The sequence below is a fragment of the Paracoccus litorisediminis genome, assembly GCF_009711205.1.
Classification (GTDB): domain Bacteria; phylum Pseudomonadota; class Alphaproteobacteria; order Rhodobacterales; family Rhodobacteraceae; genus Paracoccus; species Paracoccus litorisediminis.
Map to the genome: position 1 here is coordinate 212,344 of NZ_WMIG01000001.1, position 19,136 is coordinate 231,479.

At 64.2% G+C, this 19,136-nt stretch carries 20 protein-coding genes; 7 read left to right on the forward strand and 13 right to left on the reverse strand.

Features of this window, described 5'->3' with window-relative positions:
• Positions 1 to 68 precede the first annotated feature (68 nt).
• From abc-f to GL300_RS01105, 4 genes are all read left to right on the forward strand, one after another.
• Positions 69 to 1,916, forward strand: coding sequence for a ribosomal protection-like ABC-F family protein (abc-f, locus tag GL300_RS01090; RefSeq protein WP_155037736.1), 1,848 nt, complete (start codon positions 69 to 71; stop codon positions 1,914 to 1,916).
• A gap of 102 nt (positions 1,917 to 2,018) precedes the next feature.
• Positions 2,019 to 2,765 carry a MipA/OmpV family protein gene (locus GL300_RS01095; RefSeq protein WP_155037737.1) on the forward strand — a complete coding sequence of 249 codons (747 nt, stop codon included), beginning with the start codon at positions 2,019 to 2,021 and terminating at the stop codon, positions 2,763 to 2,765.
• A 75-nt stretch (positions 2,766 to 2,840) separates the two neighbouring features.
• Positions 2,841 to 3,200 (forward strand): SUF system Fe-S cluster assembly protein, encoded by a 360-nt coding sequence (locus GL300_RS01100; protein ID WP_155037738.1) that lies wholly within the window; start codon positions 2,841 to 2,843, stop codon positions 3,198 to 3,200.
• Positions 3,197 to 3,745 carry a sugar O-acetyltransferase gene (locus GL300_RS01105; protein ID WP_281353086.1) on the forward strand — a complete coding sequence of 183 codons (549 nt, stop codon included), beginning with the start codon at positions 3,197 to 3,199 and terminating at the stop codon, positions 3,743 to 3,745. The genes GL300_RS01100 and GL300_RS01105 overlap by 4 nt, the downstream gene beginning before the upstream one ends.
• 36 nt (positions 3,746 to 3,781) lie before the next feature.
• On the opposite strand, the gene hemF is transcribed toward GL300_RS01105, so the two are convergent.
• Complete coding sequence (gene hemF / locus GL300_RS01110; protein ID WP_155037739.1) at positions 3,782 to 4,642, reverse strand: oxygen-dependent coproporphyrinogen oxidase; 861 nt, start codon at positions 4,640 to 4,642, stop codon at positions 3,782 to 3,784.
• Between the two features lie 78 nt (positions 4,643 to 4,720).
• On the opposite strand from hemF, the gene GL300_RS01115 reads away from it, so the two are divergent.
• The gene (locus GL300_RS01115; RefSeq protein ID WP_155037740.1) at positions 4,721 to 5,134 is read left to right on the forward strand and encodes a hypothetical protein; all 414 of its coding nucleotides are present in this window, start codon (positions 4,721 to 4,723) and stop codon (positions 5,132 to 5,134) included.
• On the opposite strand, the gene GL300_RS01120 is transcribed toward GL300_RS01115, so the two are convergent.
• From GL300_RS01120 to clpS, 3 genes are read right to left on the reverse strand one after another with little or no spacing between them, the layout of a single operon-like run.
• On the reverse strand, positions 5,131 to 5,943 hold the full coding sequence (locus GL300_RS01120; RefSeq protein ID WP_155037741.1) for an SDR family NAD(P)-dependent oxidoreductase: 813 nt from the start codon (positions 5,941 to 5,943) through the stop codon (positions 5,131 to 5,133). The two genes, GL300_RS01115 and GL300_RS01120, sit on opposite strands and share 4 nt — an antisense overlap.
• A complete protein-coding gene (locus GL300_RS01125; RefSeq protein ID WP_343042875.1) occupies positions 5,940 to 6,959 on the reverse strand; it encodes a class I SAM-dependent methyltransferase in 1,020 nt (339 codons plus the stop codon). The genes GL300_RS01120 and GL300_RS01125 overlap by 4 nt, the downstream gene beginning before the upstream one ends.
• Before the next feature lie 3 nt (positions 6,960 to 6,962).
• Entirely contained in the window at positions 6,963 to 7,280 is a 318-nt protein-coding gene (gene clpS, locus GL300_RS01130) for an ATP-dependent Clp protease adapter ClpS (RefSeq protein ID WP_155037742.1), read from the reverse strand.
• A 302-nt stretch (positions 7,281 to 7,582) separates the two neighbouring features.
• Here clpS and GL300_RS01135 point away from each other — a divergent pair, with 302 nt between their 5' ends.
• Positions 7,583 to 9,181 (forward strand): D-alanyl-D-alanine carboxypeptidase family protein, encoded by a 1,599-nt coding sequence (locus GL300_RS01135; RefSeq protein WP_155037743.1) that lies wholly within the window; start codon positions 7,583 to 7,585, stop codon positions 9,179 to 9,181.
• Between the two features lie 62 nt (positions 9,182 to 9,243).
• Here GL300_RS01135 and ccoS read toward each other — a convergent pair whose 3' ends face one another.
• The 8 genes from ccoS to ccoN form a co-directional block, all read right to left on the reverse strand.
• Positions 9,244 to 9,402, reverse strand: coding sequence for a cbb3-type cytochrome oxidase assembly protein CcoS (gene ccoS / locus GL300_RS01140; protein ID WP_155037744.1), 159 nt, complete (start codon positions 9,400 to 9,402; stop codon positions 9,244 to 9,246).
• Between the two features lie 12 nt (positions 9,403 to 9,414).
• The gene (locus GL300_RS01145) at positions 9,415 to 11,604 is read right to left on the reverse strand and encodes a heavy metal translocating P-type ATPase (protein WP_155037745.1); all 2,190 of its coding nucleotides are present in this window, start codon (positions 11,602 to 11,604) and stop codon (positions 9,415 to 9,417) included.
• A 1-nt stretch (position 11,605) separates the two neighbouring features.
• A complete protein-coding gene (locus GL300_RS01150; RefSeq protein ID WP_155037746.1) occupies positions 11,606 to 12,070 on the reverse strand; it encodes a FixH family protein in 465 nt (154 codons plus the stop codon).
• On the reverse strand, positions 12,070 to 13,527 hold the full coding sequence (gene ccoG, locus GL300_RS01155) for a cytochrome c oxidase accessory protein CcoG (RefSeq protein ID WP_155037747.1): 1,458 nt from the start codon (positions 13,525 to 13,527) through the stop codon (positions 12,070 to 12,072). The genes GL300_RS01150 and ccoG overlap by 1 nt, the downstream gene beginning before the upstream one ends.
• A gap of 155 nt (positions 13,528 to 13,682) precedes the next feature.
• Positions 13,683 to 14,717: a cytochrome-c oxidase, cbb3-type subunit III gene (ccoP, locus tag GL300_RS01160; protein ID WP_246195055.1), complete on the reverse strand. Its 1,035-nt coding sequence runs from the start codon at positions 14,715 to 14,717 to the stop codon at positions 13,683 to 13,685.
• Positions 14,717 to 14,917, reverse strand: coding sequence for a cbb3-type cytochrome c oxidase subunit 3 (locus tag GL300_RS01165; protein ID WP_155037748.1), 201 nt, complete (start codon positions 14,915 to 14,917; stop codon positions 14,717 to 14,719). The genes ccoP and GL300_RS01165 overlap by 1 nt, the downstream gene beginning before the upstream one ends.
• Before the next feature lie 9 nt (positions 14,918 to 14,926).
• Positions 14,927 to 15,652, reverse strand: coding sequence for a cytochrome-c oxidase, cbb3-type subunit II (ccoO, locus tag GL300_RS01170; RefSeq protein WP_155037749.1), 726 nt, complete (start codon positions 15,650 to 15,652; stop codon positions 14,927 to 14,929).
• Between the two features lie 9 nt (positions 15,653 to 15,661).
• A complete protein-coding gene (gene ccoN / locus GL300_RS01175; RefSeq protein WP_155037750.1) occupies positions 15,662 to 17,281 on the reverse strand; it encodes a cytochrome-c oxidase, cbb3-type subunit I in 1,620 nt (539 codons plus the stop codon).
• Between the two features lie 235 nt (positions 17,282 to 17,516).
• On the opposite strand from ccoN, the gene GL300_RS01180 reads away from it, so the two are divergent.
• Positions 17,517 to 18,350, forward strand: coding sequence for a universal stress protein (locus tag GL300_RS01180; RefSeq protein WP_155037751.1), 834 nt, complete (start codon positions 17,517 to 17,519; stop codon positions 18,348 to 18,350).
• Between the two features lie 12 nt (positions 18,351 to 18,362).
• Here GL300_RS01180 and fnrL read toward each other — a convergent pair whose 3' ends face one another.
• Positions 18,363 to 19,112, reverse strand: a complete 750-nt coding sequence (gene fnrL / locus GL300_RS01185; protein ID WP_155037752.1) for a transcriptional regulator FnrL — start codon at positions 19,110 to 19,112, stop codon at positions 18,363 to 18,365.
• Positions 19,113 to 19,136: the final 24 nt, after the last annotated feature.

Below are 19,136 nucleotides of genomic sequence, written 5' to 3' on the forward strand. Positions count from 1 at the left end.
ACGCGCGGCCTGCGATGAAAAGCGGGCGTGGCATTGACGCCCGCCGCGCCTTGCTCCATGCCGTGCGAATGCTGCGCATTGATGACATCAACTATTCCATTGCCGGTCGGCCGCTGTTCGAGCAGGCCTCGGCTTCCATTCCCTATGGCCACAAGGTCGGCCTTGTCGGCCCGAACGGCGCCGGCAAGACCACGCTGTTCAAGCTGATCAGGGGCGAGTTGTCGCTGGATGCCGGCGCGATCAGCCTGCCCACGCGGGCGCGCATCGGCGGCGTCGCGCAAGAGGCCGCAGGGACCGATATCAGCGTGCTGGACACGGTGCTGGCCGCAGACACCGAACGCGCCAGCCTGATGGCCGAATCCGAGCATGCGACCGACCCGATCCGCATCGGCGAAATCCATGCCCGCCTTGCCGATATCGATGCATGGTCCGCCGAAGGACGCGCCGCCGCGATCCTGAAGGGGCTTGGCTTCTCGACCGAGGATCAGGCCCGCCCGACCAGCGATTACTCGGGCGGTTGGCGAATGCGCATGGCGCTGGCGGGGGTGCTGTTCTCGCAGCCCGATCTGCTGCTGCTCGACGAACCGACCAACTATCTGGACCTTGAAGGCGCGCTGTGGCTGGAAAGCTATCTGCAACGCTATCCGCATACCGTCATCGTGATCAGCCATGACCGTGACCTGCTGAACCGCGCCGTGGGCCACATCCTGCATGTCGAAGAGCGCAAGCTGACGCTTTATACCGGCGGCTACGACACCTTTGCCCGCACCCGCGCCGAAAAGCGCGCCCTGCAAGCCGCCGAGGCCAAAAAACAGGACGCCCGTCGCGCGCATCTGCAAAGCTTCGTCGACCGCTTCCGTGCCAAGGCCAGCAAGGCCGTTCAGGCGCAGGCCCGGATCAAGATGCTGGCCAAGATGGAACCGATCACCGCGCCGGAAGAAGCCAAGTTCCACCGCTTTACCTTCCCCCAGCCCGACCAGCTTTCGCCGCCCATTATCTCGATGGAGGATCTGGCCGTCGGCTATGATGGCCGCCCGGTTCTGCGCAAGCTCGATCTGCGGATCGATCAGGACGACCGAATCGCCTTACTGGGTCGGAACGGTCAGGGCAAATCGACGCTGTCAAAGCTGCTCGCCGAGCGGCTTGAACCGCTCGCGGGCAAGATCGCCCGCTCGGGCAAGCTGCGCATCGGCTACTTCGCCCAGCATCAGGTCGATGAGCTTGATCTGCTCGAGACGCCGCTTGAGCATGTCCGTCGTTTGCGGCCAAATGAGGCTCCACCCCGGTTGCGGGCACGCCTTGCCGGTTTTGGCCTGATGGAGGCGCAGGCGTCGACCAAGGTCGGCCAGCTTTCGGGCGGTCAAAAGGCGCGTCTGTCCCTGCTGCTGGCGACCATCGACGCGCCGCATCTGTTGATCCTCGACGAACCGACGAACCACCTGGATATCGAATCTCGCGAGGCCCTGACCGAAGCGCTGAACGATTACACCGGGGCCGTGGTTCTGGTCAGCCACGACATGCACCTGCTGAGTCTGGTCGCCGACCGTCTCTGGCTGGTCGATCAGGGCGATGTCGAGCCGTGGCAGGGCGATCTGGACGATTATCGTCAGATGCTGCTGGCGGGCGACGAGAAGTCGATGGTCAAGGTTGTGGAAAAGCCCGCGCCCAAGCGGCCCTCGCGCGACAAGGTTCTTGAACTGCGCGCCGAGGTCCGCAACGCCGAAGAGCGCATCGAGAAGCTGACCGAGATGACGAAAAAGCTTGATGCGATTCTCGCTGACCCCGCGACCTATGAGAATTCGCTTCGGGCCAAGCAGTTCGGTCGCAAGCACGCTGAGGCCGTCGATGCCATGCAGCGCGCCGAAAGCCTGTGGGTGCAGGCGCTGGAGCGACTTGAGGAAGCCGAGCGAACCTGAAAGCCACACTCGAAAAATTTCACCCGCCCCCATCTGTTCACGGGTTGAGGGCGGGGTAAGGTTTCGTCAATAGCTTGCGCCACCTAGTTCCCGGAACCGATGATGCGCTGCCTGTTTGCGATTGCCCTTATGACTGCCTCGACCCTTGCCGCGCCTGCCAGCGCACAATGGATCAACGACATCAGCGAGGCATCCTTCGATGTCGGTGCCGGGATCAGCTACGGTCCGGGCTATTTCGGCGATGACGAGACCGAGCTGGGTCCGTGGGGCACCATGCGCAACCTGACGCTGGGCACCGAAACCGGTGAGGAAAAGCAGGGTTTCTCTCTGATCCCGTCGTTCGGCTATATCGGCACCCGCAAGGATGGCGACCACAAGGAACTGCACGGTCTCGACAATATCGACTGGACGGCCGAGGTCGGTCTGCGCGTGAACTATGTCGATGGCGATGCGACCAGCTATGGTGCAATGCGCGTCGGCATTGGCGGCCATGACGGTCTGGTGGGCGAAATCGGGACGAAGTACCGCTTCATCATCAACGACAAGCTGACGCTGTGGACCACCGCCGAGCTGCAATTGGGCGATGACAGCTTCACCGACACCTATTTCGGCGTGACCGCCGACGAATCGGCGGCCAGCAATTTCCGCGAATATGACCCGTCGGGCGGGATCTATGCCGCCAATATCGGCCTTGAGGCGCGCTACAGCCTGACGCCCAAGACCTCGATCCTGGGCAAGATCACCTATGGGCGATTGCTCAACGATGCGGGCGACAGCCCCATCGTCCGCGACCGCAACCAGCCCGAGATCAATCTGGGCATCGCGCGGCGGTTGAATTTCCGCTTCTGATCATCGCGGCTTGCGCACTGGACCAAGGCGGCACGGAGACCTATATAATCCGTAAGCTTTGACAGGACGTGCCGCATGACTTCCGAGATTCTCAAGGAAGGCGATCCGCTGATCGCCCCTTCGACGACCGAGCACCCGCTTTATGACAGCGTGGTCGAGGCCTGCAAGACGGTCTACGACCCGGAAATCCCGGTCAATATCTTTGACCTCGGGCTGATCTACACCATCGACATCAACGCCGAAAACGCGGTCCGCATCATCATGACGCTGACCGCCCCCGCCTGTCCGGTCGCGGGCGAGATGCCCGGCTGGGTCGCCGATGCCGTCGAGCCTCTGCCCGGCGTCAAGCAGGTCGATGTCGAGATGACCTTTCAGCCGCAATGGGGTATGGACATGATGTCCGATGAAGCCCGGCTGGAGCTTGGCTTCATTTGACCGCGCGCGAGGACATGCTGGCCGGCCACCCCTATGAGCCCGGCGACGGAGAACTTGTGTCGATGCGCAAGACGGCCCAGGGCCTGATGCGCGACTACAACCAGACGATTGTCGGGGACAAGACGCGGGCCCGCACCCTGACCCAACTGCTGGGCAGCTGGAACGGGGCGGTGATCCGCGCCCCCTTCTCGGTCGATTATGGCAAGCACATCCATTTCGGCACCGATTGCTTCGTGAATTTCGGCTGCGTCTTTCTGGATGTCTGCGAAATCCGCATCGGTGCGCGCTGTCAGTTCGGGCCGATGGTCCAGCTTCTGACCCCCGACCACCCGCGCGATCCCGACAAACGCCGTCGTGGCATCGAATATGGCGCGCCGATCACCATTGGCGACGATGTCTGGGTCGGTGGCGGCGCCATCATCCTGCCGGGCATCACCATCGGCGATGGTGCGATCATCGGCGCGGGTGCAGTCGTCACCCATGACGTGCCCGCTGGCGCAACCGTGGCCGGCAACCCGGCCCGCATCGTCAAGCAGGCCGACTGACCGGACTGCCGCGCCCTTTCAGGCGCGGCGGCTGTTTCACACCCACTTGGCCATGGGTGGCAGGCTCATCAGCACGGCATCGGCATCATGCCCGGTGGCAAGGCCGAATTTCGTTCCCCGATCATAGACCAGATTGTATTCGGCATAGAGACCGCGATGGATCAGCTGCGCCTCTCGGTCGGCATCTGTCCAGGGCTGGCTCATGCGGCGCTCGGCCAAGGGCAGGAAGGCGGGCAGGAACGCCTCGCCCACCGCCTTGGTAAAGGCGAAGTCGGCCTGCCAGTCACCGCTGTTCAGATCGTCATAGAAGATCCCGCCGACGCCGCGCGCGCGGCCGCGATGCGGGATATAGAAATACTCATCCGCCCAAGCCTTGAAACGGTCGTAGTAATCCACCCCGTGCGGCGCACATGCCGCGCGTAAGGTATCGTGGAAATGTGCTGTATCTTCAGTTATTTCAAGGCAAGGGTTCAGGTCAGTTCCACCCCCGAACCACCACGCGCCGGGGGTCCAGAACATCCGCGTGTTCATATGGACAGCAGGCGCGTGCGGGTTGCGCATATGCGCGACAAGGCTGATCCCCGAGGCCCAGAAGCGCGGGTCGCTGTCAATCCCCGGCACACCGCGCGCCGCCATCGACTTGCGGGCGGCGTCCGAAAGTTCTCCATGCACCGCCGACCAGTTCACGCCGACCTTCTCGAATACCCGGCCCTCGCGCATGACCGACATCAGCCCGCCGCCACCGCCCTCGGCGCGGCGCGTCTCGCGCAGCTCGAACCGACCCGCGGGCTGATCCCCCGGACCCTGATCCTCAAGCGCCTCGAAAGCCGCGACGATCCGGTCGCGCAGTTCGCGGAACCACGCCGCCGCCATTTCCCGTTCTGCCTGCATCTTCATTCCGTTACCCTGCATTCGTGAATTGCCGGGACGACGAACCGGCCATATCCTTGGGTGAAACAACTAGAGATCGCGACCATGTCCCGCAACCTCGTGCTTGGCTTGTTGCCCGTGCTGATCCTGACCGCCTGCGGCACGCCGCAGGAACGCTGCATCGGCCGGAACACCAGCGAATACAGAAGCGTCTCGCGGCTTCTGGCCGAGGTCGAGGGAAACCTTGCCCGCGGTTACGCCTGGGAGGAACGGCAGGTCACCCGGACCGAATGGGACAATTGCCCCTTTGTCGTCTATGACCGCGACGGAGATCGCCATGTCGGCTATCGCACCTGCCTGCGCGACGTGACCGATACCGAACGCTACCGCGTCGCCATCGACCCCGCCGCCGAGACCCGCAAGCGCGACAATCTGGCAGCGCGCAAGGCCGAGCTGTCGACCTCGGCCAGGCGTGCGGTCGAGGCCTGCAAGGCCGCCTATCCCGAGGAAAAGGGCTAGAAAGCGTGCGGCCCCAGCGGGTCGCCAATGCTGCGCCCGCCATCGACACGGATGATCTGCCCGGTGATGAAGGCCGCGCCTTCGCTGGCCAGGAACTGCACGACCGGTCCCAACTCATCAGCGCCCGCGATCCGGCCCAGCGGCGTCGCCGCGATCAGCCGGTCGCGCAGGGACGGGTCTTCGCGCAGGTTCAGCTGCAACTGGTTCGACATTATCGAGCCAAAGGCTACGCCGTTCACCCTGATCCGCTTCGGAGCCAGCGCCATCGCCAATGAGCGCGTCGCCTGTGCCTGCGCGGCGCTGGCAATGGAATAGGCCAGCATCTGCGGCTGCGGGCGATCGGCGGCCAGCGAGGTCAGGTTGATGATCGCGCCATTCTGCAAGGCTTCCGGATTGTCCTCGGCCTCGGCCTGCGCGACCATGCGCTTCGCCACCATCTGCGACAGTTTCAGCCCCGAGATCATGTTCTCGCGCATCATGTCGCCCATCAGTTCGTCGCTGACGGCCAGCGGGTCGCAGGGCTGCACCGCGCGATGGGCGTTCACCAGAATGTCGATGCGGTCAAAGGCGTCGATGGTGGCCGAAACCAGATTGGCCAAGGTCAATTTCTGCCCCAGATCGCCGGCAAAGCCGCGGAACGGACCGTCGGATTTCAGTTCCTCGCCCAGTTCGGCATCAAGTGCGGCTTCGTCGCTGTCGGCAACCATGACATTGGCGCCGGCCTCGGCCAGATGGCGTGCAATCGCCAGCCCCAGACCGCGCGCGGCGCCGGTCACAATCGCAGTCTTGCCCTGGACAGAGAGGCTCATCTTCGGCGGCCCTTCGACATGGGTTTGGCCTTGCCCGGACGCTGCGCGCCGGTGGCGGTCAGGATCTTGAAGCGGGAATCGCCGCCGATCTCGGCCACATCGGCAAAGACCTGACGCAGGGTCTGTTCGTAAGGCAGGTGGCGGTTCGCCACCATCCACAGCCGCCCGGCCCCGGTCAGCAGACCGGCAGCGGCGCGGATGAAGCCTTCGCCCAGTTTGGGATTGGCAGCACGCCCTTCGTGGAAGGGCGGGTTCATGACGACGCCGTTCACCGGCTCGGGCAGGCGGAAATCCAGCGCATCGGCCCAGTGGAACTGCGCCCGCGGGTCGGTGATATTACGGCGCGCGCAATCCAGCGCCACAGCATCGGCCTCGACCAGATGCAGGGTGCCGACGCCGGGGCGCTTCAGGATCTGCGCAGACAGCCAGCCCCAGCCCGCGCCCAGATCGACGATGCGGCTTGGCAGTTTGTCGGGCAGATGCGCGGCCAAAGCCACGGATGCCGGATCGGGCGCATCGGCCGAGAACACGCCCGGACGGGTCACGAAACCTTCGGCTGCGATATGGTCGCGGGCGGCCCAATCCTCGGGCAGCCAGCCGGGCTGCGGCAGGGTCAGGCGGAAGATCTTGCCGTGGGCACGCGATTGCACCTCATCGACGGGGGCCATCCCGCGCAATTCCTTCAGCACGGAATCGACGCCATCGGTCTTTTGCCCGTCGATCCAGACAGAGGCACCGGGCGGCACATGCGCCGCCACCGTGGCCAGACGCGCCCGCGCCTCGGCCCGGGCGCGGGGCAGAAAGACCACCGCCGCGTCGAATTCGCCCTGCGCCTCGGTGACGGGGGCAAAGCCCTGCCCCTTCAGCGCCGCGAAATCGGGAAACTGGCGCTGGACGATCTGCGTCCGCGCCGGGTCAAAATGATTCAGATCGCTCTGGGCATCTGCGCCGATCAGCAACAGACGACCCTCTGGCGGCGTACCGCCAAACACGAGCTCCAGTCGGGAACCTGCCACGTGTTACTCTTTTTCCATGGTGCATTGCAGCGGATGCTGCTGACGGCGGGCAAGTTCCATGACCTGCGCCACCTTGGTTTCGGCGATCTCATGCGAGAAGACGCCCACAACCGCCACACCCTTGCGGTGGACGGTCAACATGATCTCGATCGCTTGAGCATGTGTCATATTGAACAGCCGCTCCAGCACATGAACGACGAACTCCATCGGGGTGAAGTCATCGTTCAAAAGCAGGACCTTGTACATCGGAGGGCGCTGCGTGCGCGGCTTGGTCTTGACCGCAAGATCGACATCCTCACGGTCATGGGGGTGATTGGTCATGAACGGATCTGTCACTTCGGCTGCAATGGGGTAGGATCGGATCAAGCACCGAATATAGGATTTTTCTGATCCGATGTAAGCCCCCGTTCACAATGGCATTCAGGGCAAAAGCGAAGAAAAAGCCGGGGAATCCACGCAAGGTTACGGTTTTCTCAACAATGAAGCCGTGATATTGTCTGAATATTAACGAAGGCTCGGCATGTTTTGACCGAGCCTCAGAGGCAGAAGAGACCGGGACAGTGAGCAGAATCACCAAACAGGTCCGACTCGGACTGATGATCCTTTTGGCGTGGGCGCTGCCCATGGCTGTTGCCGCGGCACCTTTCGCGGCATTCGTCATGGATGCGCGAACCGGCAAGGAAATCTACGCCCAGAATGCGGACACGCGCCTGCATCCGGCCTCTCTGACCAAGATGATGACGCTGTACATGGCGTTTACCGCCATTGAGCGTGGACAGGTCCGGCTGGATTCCAAATTCACCGTGTCCAGCCATGCCGCGAACCAGCCGCCGTCGCGTCTGGGGCTGAAGCCGGGACAGAAAATCGAGCTGCGCTACCTGATCCGCGCGGCTGCGGTGAAATCGGCCAATGACGCTGCGACGACGATCGGCGAAAACCTCGCCGGGTCCGAGCCGAAGTTCGCCGCGCAGATGACCGCGATGGCCAAGGCGCTGGGGATGCGGAATTCGAACTTCCGCAACGCCAACGGCCTGACCGTCGAAGGGCATTACTCGACCGCGCGCGACATGAGCCTGCTGGGCCGCCGCCTGTTCTATGATTTCCCGCAATATTACTCGATCTTCTCGCGCCGTTCGGCGGATGCGGGGATCGCCACCGTCTCCAGCACGAACAAGCGCTTCCTTGACAGCTATGAGGGCGCGGACGGCATCAAGACGGGCTATACCCGCGCTGCCGGCTTCAACCTGACCGCCTCGGCCAAGCGCGGTTCCAAACGCATCATCGCGACCGTTCTGGGCGGCAATTCGACCGCGCATCGCAATCAGGTGATGGCGCAATTGCTGGACGCAGGCTTCGGCAGCGCCCCTCGCTCGGTCGGTGAGGTCAAGCCCGCCGCCCCCGATCTGATGGTCGAAAAGAAAGTGACCCGTCGCGTTCAGGTCGCGCGGATCGAGCCGACGCCAGTCTCGGCACCGGCATCCGAGCCGGTCACGGTCGTGGACGGGGACCGTCCAGTGGCCCGCGCCTCGACCGTGGCCATCGTGACACCCAAGGCGATTTCGGCGGCCGTTGCCAAGGCACAGGCTGCCTCGCGTCAGGCAGGCGCTTCCGGGACGGACTCGCGCCCGACGCGCAAGCCTTTGCCGCCGGTGGCCTCGGCCTCGACCAAGGGGTCGGATGATCTCTCGGTCGCCTCGCCGCGCCCGAGCAGCCGCCCCGAGGGTGACATGCCGGCCGACGTGACCCCGATCACTCCGCGCCCGGTGGCTGCACCGCGCCGCGACGAATCCGCCAGCCTTGCGCAGCCCGGCGCGGCCTCATTGTTCATGCTCAGCCCCCTGCCCGCCCCGGCGATCGAGCCAGAGGTTGGGCCAGAGGGTGAGCAGGCACAGGCCGAAACCGGCGAAGAAATCATCCTTGCTGCCCGCGACGACAGCGACTCGGTCCAGACCAAGGCGACCCAGACGCTGAGCCGTCGTACCAGCGGCAATACGGGCTATGGCGTTTCGCTGGGTCTTTACCGCTCGGAGGCCGAGGCGCAGAAATTGCTGCAGCGCGCCGCCCTGCAGGAAAGCGCGTCGCTGGGCAATGCCGCCAGCCGCGTCGATACCACCAAACGAGGATACGAGGCGAACTTCCTCGGCATGTCCAAGGACATGGCCGAACTCGCCTGCGGCCGCCTTGCTGCGCGACAGCAGAACTGCACGGTAATCGGACCTTAACCGTTCCCGAGGCAATTAGCGCAGTAGACTTTACCGCCCGGTTCATGCCGGGCGGTTTCTTATTACGGCTTTGGCCGGTCGTCCCAATCCTTACTGAGGATGCGTTCGGCATCCCCCTTGGGATCTTCGAATTGCCTGCCGCGCAGCGCCCAGACAAAGGCCGCAAGCCCTACCGCACCCAGCCCCAGCGACACGGGAATCAGGATCACGAGGATTTCCATGTCATCCTCCTTTCAGCGCAACCGCAGCGCGTTCAGCGTGACGCTGATCGAGCTGAGCGACATGGCCAGCGCCGCCATCAGCGGCGTGGCAAAGCCCGCAATCGCGAAGGGCACGGCGACGATATTGTAAAGGACCGAGATCGAGAAATTCTCCTTGATACGCGCGCGGGCCTTGCGGGCAACCATCAATGCCTCGGGCACCGGGCTCAGGTCATTCCCGAGCATCACCATGTCCGAAGCCGTCCGCGCCGCATCCAGCGCCGAAGCGGGCGACAGCGAGACATGCGCCATGCTGAGCGCGGCCGTATCGTTCAGCCCATCGCCCACCATCAGCACATGGCATCCCTCATCCGCCAAGGCGCCGACCCGGTCGGCCTTGGCCATGGGCGAAACACCGGCCTGCCATTCCGCGATGCCAAGCCGCCCGGCCAGATCGCGCACCACTGGTTCGGCATCGCCCGACAGCAACACCACGCGACGACCGCTGGCCAGAATTTGCGTAACGGCCTCCTCGGCTCCGGGGCGCAGGCGATCGACGAAATCCAGACGGGTTGCGGGCGTGTCCGCAAACTGGAACCATGTTGCGGACATGGTGGCATCGCCATGACTGGCCCCCAGCCATTCCGCACGACCCAGACGGACCTGAGCGTCCCCCAGCATGGCCAAGACGCCATTGCCCGGCTGCTCCCGAACATCGCCCAGCACGGCGGGCACCGTTCCCACCGCAATCAGCGCCTGCGCCAAAGCCTGCGCCAGCGGATGCGACGAGGCCTGCGCCAGCGCCAAGGCCATGGGGCGCTGCTCCATCGGCAGCGGATCAAGCGAGACCAGTTGCGGCACGCCCATGGTCAGGGTCCCGGTCTTGTCGAAAACGACGGTATCGACCTCGGCCAAACGTTCCAGCGCCGTCCCGTCCTTGATCAGCAGTCCGCGCCGGAACAGCCGCCCCGAGGCCGCCGTCAACACCGCCGGGACCGCCAGCCCCAGCGCGCAGGGGCAGGTGATGATCAACACCGCCGCCGCGATATTCACCGCGCGGCGCAGGTCATGGGTCGCCAGATACCAGCCTAGGAAGCTGGCAAAGGCCAGCAGATGCACCATGGGCGAATAAAGCCGCGAGGCCCGCTCGGCCAGCGAGGTATAGCGCCCCCGCGCCGATTCCGCCGCCGCGACCAGTTGCGTCAGCCGGGCCAGTGAACTGTCCCGTCCCGCCGCCGTCACGCGCAGGATCAATTGCCCGGTCAGGTTCACCTCTCCGGCGGACAGCGCCATACCGGGCGCGGCGGGAACCGGGATGCTTTCGCCGGTCAGCAGGGCGCGGTCGATCTCGCTGGCGCCTTCGATGATCTCGCCATCGGCGGGAACGCGGGCACCGGGACGCAGGCGGATAAGGTCACCGGGGATTAGTTCCGAAACGGGGACGGGCTCATCCCCGCTTGCGGTCAGGCGAAAGGCGCGGGGCACTTCCAGCGCAGTCAGCTCTTCGGCGGCGGAACGGGCCACGGCGCGGGTGCGGTAATCCAGATAGCGCCCGACCAGCAGGAAGAAGCACAGCATCACCGCCGCGTCGAAATAGGCGTGATGACCGGAATGCAGCGTTTCAAAGACCGAAATCGCGCTGGCAAGGATCAGCGCCAACGAAATCGGCACATCCATCCCCAGCCGCCCCGCCCGAAGCGACCGCGCCGCGCTGGAGAAAAACGGCTGCCCGGCAAAGGCCACCGTCGGCAGCGCGATCGCGCCCGAGATGAAATGGAACAGATCGCGGGTGGCATCCGCCGCACCCGACCAGACGGCGACGGACAGGATCATGATGTTCATCATCGCAAAGCCCGACACGCCGATCCGCATCAGGATGTCGCGGCCCTGCCGGTCGGCGGCGGACGCGCTCAGCGCTGCGGGGTCCAGCTCATGCGCCTCATAGCCCACGGCCTCGACCACGGGAATCAGCTCCGGCGCAGCAAGGCCGGGCGCGTCTACGGTCACGCGGCGCAGGGTCAGGTTCACCCGCGCCTCGCGCACGCCGGGATGGGCCAGAAGCGCACGCTCGACATCGGAAATGCAGGTCGCGCAATGGATGGTCGGCAGGGACAGGATGATGTCTTCGGCCCCGCCCTGTCCAGCGATGCGCTGCGCGAGCGGGGCCGCGTCGCAGGCGGGACAGGCCGAGAGCCGGGCGTCGTGAAGTGTCGCGTCGCTCATCTTACTTCACCCGGCTGCCATGATAATGGTCGATGCGCTGGCGGAACTCGGTCCCGTCAGGGGCGGTCGCACGGATGCGGATGTTCCACACCCCCGAGGCCAGATCCATCGGCGCAACATAGACCCCGCCTTCATAGGTAAAGCGCGGATGCAGGTCGTCCTTGACATAGGTCGGGCGGCCCACTGTCACCTCAAGCGTTTCGACCGGGGCGGGATTGCCGCGCGCATCCTGGATCGACAGGGTCATTTCGCGCCCGTCATATTCGGGCGTCACCACCCATCCCAAAGCCTGCTGAAGGTTGCGGTCATGATCGAAGCTTTGCGAGGCGACATAGCTGTTCGCGACCTCCAGCCCCGGAAACGTGCCCACGGCCTTGATCGCCATGAATACATTGACCGCGATGATGGTCCCGAAGGCCCCAAGGGTAATCGCCAGCACATGCCGGCCGGTCAGTTGCCCGCTCATCATTCGCCCCTTCCGTGGAATACCGTGTCGATGCTGGATTTCACGCCGTCGCCTGCATCCTCGACCCAAAGGGTCAGCTCGGCCTGTCCGCCCTCGGCCAGATCGGAACCGGGCGCAGCGGTCAGATAGATGCGCTGGCTGTGGGTGGTGTCGGCCTCGACCGGGATGGTGGTGTCAGCCAGCCCTTCCAGCAGCAGCACCGCCCCTTGCGGCGCCGTGCCATCCGGTCCCGCGACCGAAACGCGGAACTCGTGCTTCGCCCCCTGCTTGTTGCGCAGGCGCAGGACATAGGTGTTCCGGACCGCGCCATCGGCCATGGTCACGTAAAGCGGATTGCGCACCGGCGTCACGTTCAGATCAAAGGGTGAGCGCATGAACAGCGCGGCAATCAGCGCAATCCCGATCCCGGCCCAAAGCGTGAAATACAACAGCGTCCGTGGCCGCAGGATGTGGCGCAACACGGATTTGGGCTTTTCGCCCGCGCGCTCGGCGGTTTCGTCCTTCAAGGCCATGTAGTCGATCAGCCCGCGCGGCTTGCCAATCTTGTCCATCACGTCATCGCAGGCGTCGATGCACAGCGCGCAGGTGATGCATTCCATCTGCTGCCCGTCGCGGATGTCGATGCCCATCGGGCAGACGTTCACGCAGGCCATGCAATCGATGCAGTCGCCCTTGGCCCCGCCATCCGAGCGCGTGGCCTCGCCCTTGGCGATCTTGCCGCGCGGCTCGCCACGCCAGTCGCGATAGGCGACGGTCAGGGTGTCCTCGTCCATCATCGCGGCCTGAATGCGCGGCCAGGGACAGGCATAGATGCAGATCTGCTCGCGCGCGAAGCCGCCAAAGACAAAGGTCGTCGCGGTCATCACCCCCATGGTGATATAGGCGACGGGATGCGCCTGCCCGGTGAACAGGTTGCCAAGCAGCGTCGGCGCGTCGGTGAAATAGAAAATCCACGCGCCCCCGGTCATCACCGCGATGATCAGCCAGATCGTCCATTTCGTCAGCCGCAGCCGCAGCTTGCGCGCGTCCCAAGGTGCGTTCCACAGGCGGATCCGGGCATTGCGGTCGCCATCCACCCAACGCTCGGTCAGGATGAAAAGATCGGTCCAGACCGTCTGCGGGCAGGTATAGCCGCACCAGACCCGGCCAAGCGCCGAGGTGAACAGGAACAGCCCCAGCCCCGCCATGACCAGAAGCCCGGCCACGAAATAGAATTCATGCGGCCAGATCTCGATCCAGAAAAAGAAGAAGCGGCGATTGGCCAGATCGACCAGCACCGCCTGATCGGGCAGATGCGGGCCCCGGTCCCAGCGGATCCAGGGCGTGATGTAATAGATCCCCAGCGTCACCGCCATGATGATCCATTTCAGATTGCGGAACCAGCCGTGGACGCGCCGGGGAAAGATCGGTTCACGGGCGGCATAAAGTCGTGGCGGGTCGATGTCGGATTGCGACATGTCTGGCTCCTCAAGGCGCGCGACCGGGTGGTTTGCGCCTGAATCTGCGTCCGAACCGAGCGCAGCAGTTGGAATTCAGGCACCGGTCCCCAGGGAAACGCGCAAGTCCGGGGACCGGTACCACCGTAGCCCGTTGCCGGGCCGCGGATCAGGATTCATTCGCCGCCGCCAAGTCCGTGGACATAAGAGGCAACGGCGCGGATATCGGCCTCGGACAGGCGGCCCGACCATGCCGGCATGACGCCGAAGGGGCCGTCATGAACGATGCGGGTGATCGTCGCCGGGTCCGAGCCATAGAGCCAGACCGCGTCGGTCAGGTCCGGCGCACCCTGCTCGCGGTCGCCCTTGCCGTCCTCGCCGTGGCAGGACACGCAATTATCGGCAAAGATCGTCGCGCCTTCGGCCGCCAGCGTCGCATCATACGGCTTGCCGCCCAGTTCCAGCACATGATTCACGACCTGCCGGATCTGGGTCCGGTCCAGCATCCCGTCGGTGCCAAAGCGCGGCATTTCCGAATAGCGGGTGTCGCCATCCTTGGGATCGCGGATACCGTGCTGGACGGTGGCATAGATCTGCTCAAGCGAGCCGCCCCACAGCCAGTCATTGTCCAGAAGCGAGGGATAGCCCGTGGCCCCACCCGCGCCTGAGCCGTGGCACTGCGCGCACCATGTCCGGAAAATCGCGCCACCCGCATTGGCGGTGTAATTCGCCAGTTCCGGGTCGGTGGCGATCTGTTCCAGCGGGGTTTCGACCAGCCGGGCCTGAATCGGCGCATTGGCCTCGGCAAAGCGGCTGATGTCGGCGGCGACCTCGGCGCGATTGTTGGTTCCCAGCAACCCTTGGGTCGCCCGCGTCACCATCGGGATCGCCGGATAAAGGAACATGTAGATGACCGCCCAGACGATGGTCGCGTAAAAGGTCCACAGCCACCAGCGCGGCAGAGGGTTGTCGTATTCCTCGATTCCGTCCCAGCTATGGCCGGTCGAGGGAACTTCGACCACCACCCGCGCGCCCTTGCGGTCGCGCACGACGCGGGTGCTGCCGGGCTTGTGCAGCGGCTCGCCATCGGGGCCTAGTGGCGGGTCGGCGGCGATCTGCGCCTCATGCGTCTTGTCTGCGGCCACGCGCTCCAGCTCGATCCGGTTGTCGGGGTTCTTGGGGCTGGTGTGTTCGTCATCCGTGTCGGCCATCACTTGACCTCCTCTGGGCCCTCGGGCTGCCCCTCAAGGGCCGGGCTTTTCTCATTGCGGAAGATGCTTTCGGCGGCGTCGCGATGCAGCGGTCGCGAGCCCGGCCGCCACGCGAACAGGATGGTCCCGACAAAGAACAGGACCAGAAGCACCAGCACCCAGCTATCGGCCAGCTGACGCAGGAAGGAATAATGCTCCATCCCCGCCCCCTACCTGTTCGGGTCCGGCTCGAAGGTCGAGAAGTCGACCATCGTGCCCAGCACCTGCAGATAGGCCACCAGCGCATCCATTTCCGAGACGCCGGCGCGGCGGTCGAAATTGCGCTGCTGCGCGCCGGGATAGCGTTCCTCAAGCCCAGAGGCGTCGGCATCCGGGTCGGCCTGCGCACGGAAGTCGGTGATCGCGGCCTCGACCATCTCGTCGCTATAGGGGACGCCCACGACGGCATCGGTCGACAGCCGCTCGCGCATGTTCGAGGGGTCGATGATCCGGTCATGCAGGAAGCCGTAAGCGGGCATGATCGATTCCGGCACGACCGCCTGCGGGTTGGTCAGGTGGTCGATATGCCATTCATCCGAATAGCGCCCGCCGACCCGCGCCAGATCCGGCCCGGTGCGTTTCGATCCCCACTGGAACGGGTGGTCATACATAGATTCCGCAGCAAGGCTGTAATGACCGTAACGCTCGACCTCATCCCTCATCGGGCGGATCATCTGGCTGTGGCAGACATAGCAGCCCTCGCGGACATAGATGTCGCGGCCCTTCAGCTCCAAGGGGGTGTAGGGACGGACGCCCGTCACCTTCTCGATGGTGTTTTCCAGATAGAACAGCGGCGCGATCTGAACGATGCCGCCGATGGTGACGACGATGAAGGAAAAGACCAGCAGCAGCGTGGCGTTCTTTTCAAGGATCTTGTGCTTTTCAAGGATTGCCATGATCGGTCCTCACTCGGCCGGGACGGCGATGGTGGTCGCCTGCGTCTTGGGCTGGCGATTGACCGTGGCCCAGAGGTTGTAGCACATGATCACCCCACCGGTCAGGTACAGGACCCCGCCCAGCGCGCGCACCACGTTCATCGGGAATTTCGCGGCCACGGTGTCGGCAAAGGCGTTGACCAGGAAACCCTGCGCATCGACCTCGCGCCACATCAGCCCCTCCATGATCCCCGAGACCCACATCGAGGCCGCGTAAAGGACCAACCCAATGGTCGCGAGCCAGAAGTGCCAGCTGACCAGCGCGTTGGAATACAGCCGATCCCGGCCCCAAAGCCGGGGCGTCAGGTAGTAAAGCGCGCCAAAGGTGATCATGCCGTTCCAGCCCAGCGCGCCGGAATGGACGTGTCCGATGGTCCAGTCGGTGTAATGCGACAGCGAGTTCACGGCCTTGATCGACATCATCGGCCCTTCGAACGTCGCCATGCCGTAGAATCCGACCGCGACGACCATCATGCGCAGCACCGGATCGGTGCGCAGCTTGTCCCAAGCCCCCGAGAGCGTCATCAGCCCGTTGATCATGCCACCCCATGAGGGCATCCACAGCATGATCGAAAAGACCATGCCCAGCGTCGAGGCCCAGTCGGGCAGCGCCGTATAGTGCAGGTGGTGCGGACCGGCCCAGATATACAGAAAGATCAGCGCCCAGAAGTGGATGATCGACAGCTTGTAGCTGTAGACCGGACGCTCGGCCTGCTTGGGGATGAAGTAATACATCATTCCAAGGAAGCCCGCGGTCAGGAAGAAGCCCACCGCGTTATGGCCATACCACCATTGCGTCATCGCATCCTGCACGCCCGAGAACAGCTGCACGGATTTGCTGCCCAGGAAGCTGACCGGGACCGACAGGTTGTTGATGATATGCAGCATCGCGATGGTCACGATGAAGGACAGGTAGAACCAGTTCGCGACATAGATATGGGGCTCGCGTCGCTTCAGCACCGTGCCAAGGAACACCGCCAGATAGGCGACCCAGACCACGGTCAGCCACCAGTCCACATACCATTCCGGCTCGGCGTATTCCTTGGATTGCGTCGCACCAAGGATATAGCCCGTCGCCGCCAGCACGATGAACAGCTGGTAGCCCCAGAACACGAACCAGCCCAGATTGCCGCCCCAAAGACGCGCCGCCGAGGTGCGCTGCACCACATAGAACGAGGTCGCGATCAGCGCATTGCCACCAAAGGCAAAGATCACCGCTGATGTATGCAGCGGCCGCAGCTTGCCGAAGTTGGTGTAGCCATGGGTGATCTCGCTCAGGTTCAGCGCCGGAAAGGCCAGCTGAAAGGCGATGACCACGCCGACAAGAAAGCCGACCACGCCCCAGAAGGCGGTGGCGATCACCCCTGCCCGCACGACACCGTCGAAATATTCGGTCTCGGGGTGGGGTTCCAGCGAGGGTTGTTCATTGCCCATCTGGCGCAGCACGCGGATGAACATGAAGCCCGCGACCAGCATGATGATCAATGCATTGACGATATAGGCCGGATCATCGGGCCGCGCCCAGTTGGCGGCGATCGCGGCAAGCACCGCAATCACCCCCAGCACGATCAGCTTGACGGTATCCAACATGCGATTCTGGTCCCTTCCTGCTCGGTCAGGGGCGCAAATTGCACGCCGTCTCGCGTCCGTCCGCGGGCCTGACGGAATGAAGCTACGCGGGAAGCCTCTCACGCTACTTTGATCTGCGTCAACCTTCGCCGCGCAAAGCTGTGTAAACTTGGAAAAATACCGGACATGAAATTCGGAACATGCCAAAGTCCGGTGCATCACGACGCCGCGTCATACGCGGGGGAAAGGAGCGACCATGCCGTACAAATCCATTCTGACTGTGATGACGAGCGAGGCCCAGCACGAACAGCTGGAATCCGCCATCGCCATGACCCGCCGCGAGGAAGGCCATCTGGACGCGTTCTGCCTTGGGATCGACCACACGCAAAGCGGCTACTACTATGCCGGGGCATCGGCCTATGTGTTCCAGGAGTCGATCGATCAGGCGATGGCGGCAGCCGCGGCGCTGGAACACAAGGTCCGCGACCGCCTGCATGCCGAGGATATCCGTTGGGCCGTTGATTCGGCGGTGGCCCAGATGGGCGGGCTGTCCACCTTGGTCGGCATGCGCGCGCGCTATGCCGATCTGGTGGTGATGGGCCAGCCCTATGGCAAGGACGCGCCCCCCGACGCCGAGGCGATCACCGAAGCCGCGCTGTTCGAAGGCTCGGCCCCGGTGCTGATCGTGCCGGGCCACCTGCGCGAGCCCTTCGGCAAGAAGATCCTGATCGCGTGGAACCAGTCGAGCGAGGCCATGGTGGCCGTCCGCCGCGCCATGCCGCTGCTACAGGCCGCCGAGCAGGTCGAGATCACGGTGATCGATCCCTCACCCAATGGTCCCGAACGCTCGGACCCCGGCGGGGCGCTGTGCCAGATGCTGACCCGTCAGGGCGTCAAGGCCGAGATCGCCGTTCTGGCCCGCACGCTGCCCCAGATCAGTGAGATCATCAACCGCCGCGCCACCGAGATCGGCGCAGACATGGTGGTGATGGGCGCTTACGGCCATTCGCGCTTCCGTCAGGCGATTCTGGGCGGTGCCACGCGCAATATGCTGGAGAAAGCCACGGTCCCGGTCTTCATGGCGCGCTAGGCCGCGGGCGATCTAGCTGGGCAGGCCGCCGTCGGAGTCGTCACCGCTTTCGATGACCAGCGCTTCGAAATCGGGAATGACGACCCGGCGCTTGCCCTCCAGCTCGATCACACCTTCGCGTTTCAGGGCATTCATCTGGCGGCTTACCGTTTCCAGCGTCAGCCCCAGATAATCGGCCATCGCCTCACGAGTCAGCGGCAATTCCACCGCGAAACGGCCCTTGGGCCGCTGCCGTGCCAAGGCCGCCTCGCGCCGGGCAAGGATGACCAGAAGCGAGGCGATCTTTTCCCGCGCCGATTTGCGGCCCAGCAGCAGCAGCCAGTCGCGTGCGGCGTCCAACTCGTCCAGCGTCATTTCCAGCAAGCGGCCCGACAAATGCGGCGATTGCGCCAGCAAATGCTCGAAGGGTTTGCGGCGGAAGCAGCACAGCACGATCTCGCTGGTGGCGGTGACGGTATAGGGCGCGATCTGCCGCCCCGGCCGTCCCAGAAAATCGCTGGGCAGCAGCAGCCCCACCATCTGGGTGCGCCCGTCTTCAAGCTGCTGGGTCAGTCCGGCCATGCCCGAAACAACCGAGGCCACGAAATCCATGCCGTCGCCCGCCCAGACGATGACCTGCCCGGCCTCGAAGCTGCGATAGTATTTCATGCCCTCCAGATCGGCGAGCTCATCGGTCTCGCAATGGGCACAGACCGCCCGACTGCGGATCGGACAGACATCACAGGCTTGCTGCGACGATTGGAAGGCCAGGTCGTGCGGCATGATTTGATCTGCATCAAGGAAGAG

Excerpts from the sequence above, each read along its gene's own strand:
- abc-f (WP_155037736.1), top strand. The coding sequence starts at position 69 with ATGCTGCGCATTGATGACATCAACTATTCCATTGCCGGTCGGCCGCTG.
- GL300_RS01095 (WP_155037737.1), top strand. The coding sequence starts at position 2,019 with ATGCGCTGCCTGTTTGCGATTGCCCTTATGACTGCCTCGACCCTTGCC.
- GL300_RS01100 (WP_155037738.1), top strand. The coding sequence starts at position 2,841 with ATGACTTCCGAGATTCTCAAGGAAGGCGATCCGCTGATCGCCCCTTCG.
- hemF (WP_155037739.1), bottom strand. The coding sequence starts at position 4,642 with ATGAAGATGCAGGCAGAACGGGAAATGGCGGCGGCGTGGTTCCGCGAA.
- GL300_RS01115 (WP_155037740.1), top strand. The coding sequence starts at position 4,721 with ATGTCCCGCAACCTCGTGCTTGGCTTGTTGCCCGTGCTGATCCTGACC.
- GL300_RS01120 (WP_155037741.1), bottom strand. The coding sequence starts at position 5,943 with ATGAGCCTCTCTGTCCAGGGCAAGACTGCGATTGTGACCGGCGCCGCG.
- clpS (WP_155037742.1), bottom strand. The coding sequence starts at position 7,280 with ATGACCAATCACCCCCATGACCGTGAGGATGTCGATCTTGCGGTCAAG.
- GL300_RS01135 (WP_155037743.1), top strand. The coding sequence starts at position 7,583 with ATGGCTGTTGCCGCGGCACCTTTCGCGGCATTCGTCATGGATGCGCGA.
- ccoS (WP_155037744.1), bottom strand. The coding sequence starts at position 9,402 with ATGGAAATCCTCGTGATCCTGATTCCCGTGTCGCTGGGGCTGGGTGCG.
- GL300_RS01145 (WP_155037745.1), bottom strand. The coding sequence starts at position 11,604 with ATGAGCGACGCGACACTTCACGACGCCCGGCTCTCGGCCTGTCCCGCC.
- GL300_RS01150 (WP_155037746.1), bottom strand. The coding sequence starts at position 12,070 with ATGAGCGGGCAACTGACCGGCCGGCATGTGCTGGCGATTACCCTTGGG.
- ccoG (WP_155037747.1), bottom strand. The coding sequence starts at position 13,527 with ATGTCGCAATCCGACATCGACCCGCCACGACTTTATGCCGCCCGTGAA.
- ccoP (WP_246195055.1), bottom strand. The coding sequence starts at position 14,717 with ATGGCCGACACGGATGACGAACACACCAGCCCCAAGAACCCCGACAAC.
- GL300_RS01165 (WP_155037748.1), bottom strand. The coding sequence starts at position 14,917 with ATGGAGCATTATTCCTTCCTGCGTCAGCTGGCCGATAGCTGGGTGCTG.
- ccoO (WP_155037749.1), bottom strand. The coding sequence starts at position 15,652 with ATGGCAATCCTTGAAAAGCACAAGATCCTTGAAAAGAACGCCACGCTG.
- ccoN (WP_155037750.1), bottom strand. The coding sequence starts at position 17,281 with ATGTTGGATACCGTCAAGCTGATCGTGCTGGGGGTGATTGCGGTGCTT.
- GL300_RS01180 (WP_155037751.1), top strand. The coding sequence starts at position 17,517 with ATGCCGTACAAATCCATTCTGACTGTGATGACGAGCGAGGCCCAGCAC.
- fnrL (WP_155037752.1), bottom strand. The coding sequence starts at position 19,112 with ATGCCGCACGACCTGGCCTTCCAATCGTCGCAGCAAGCCTGTGATGTC.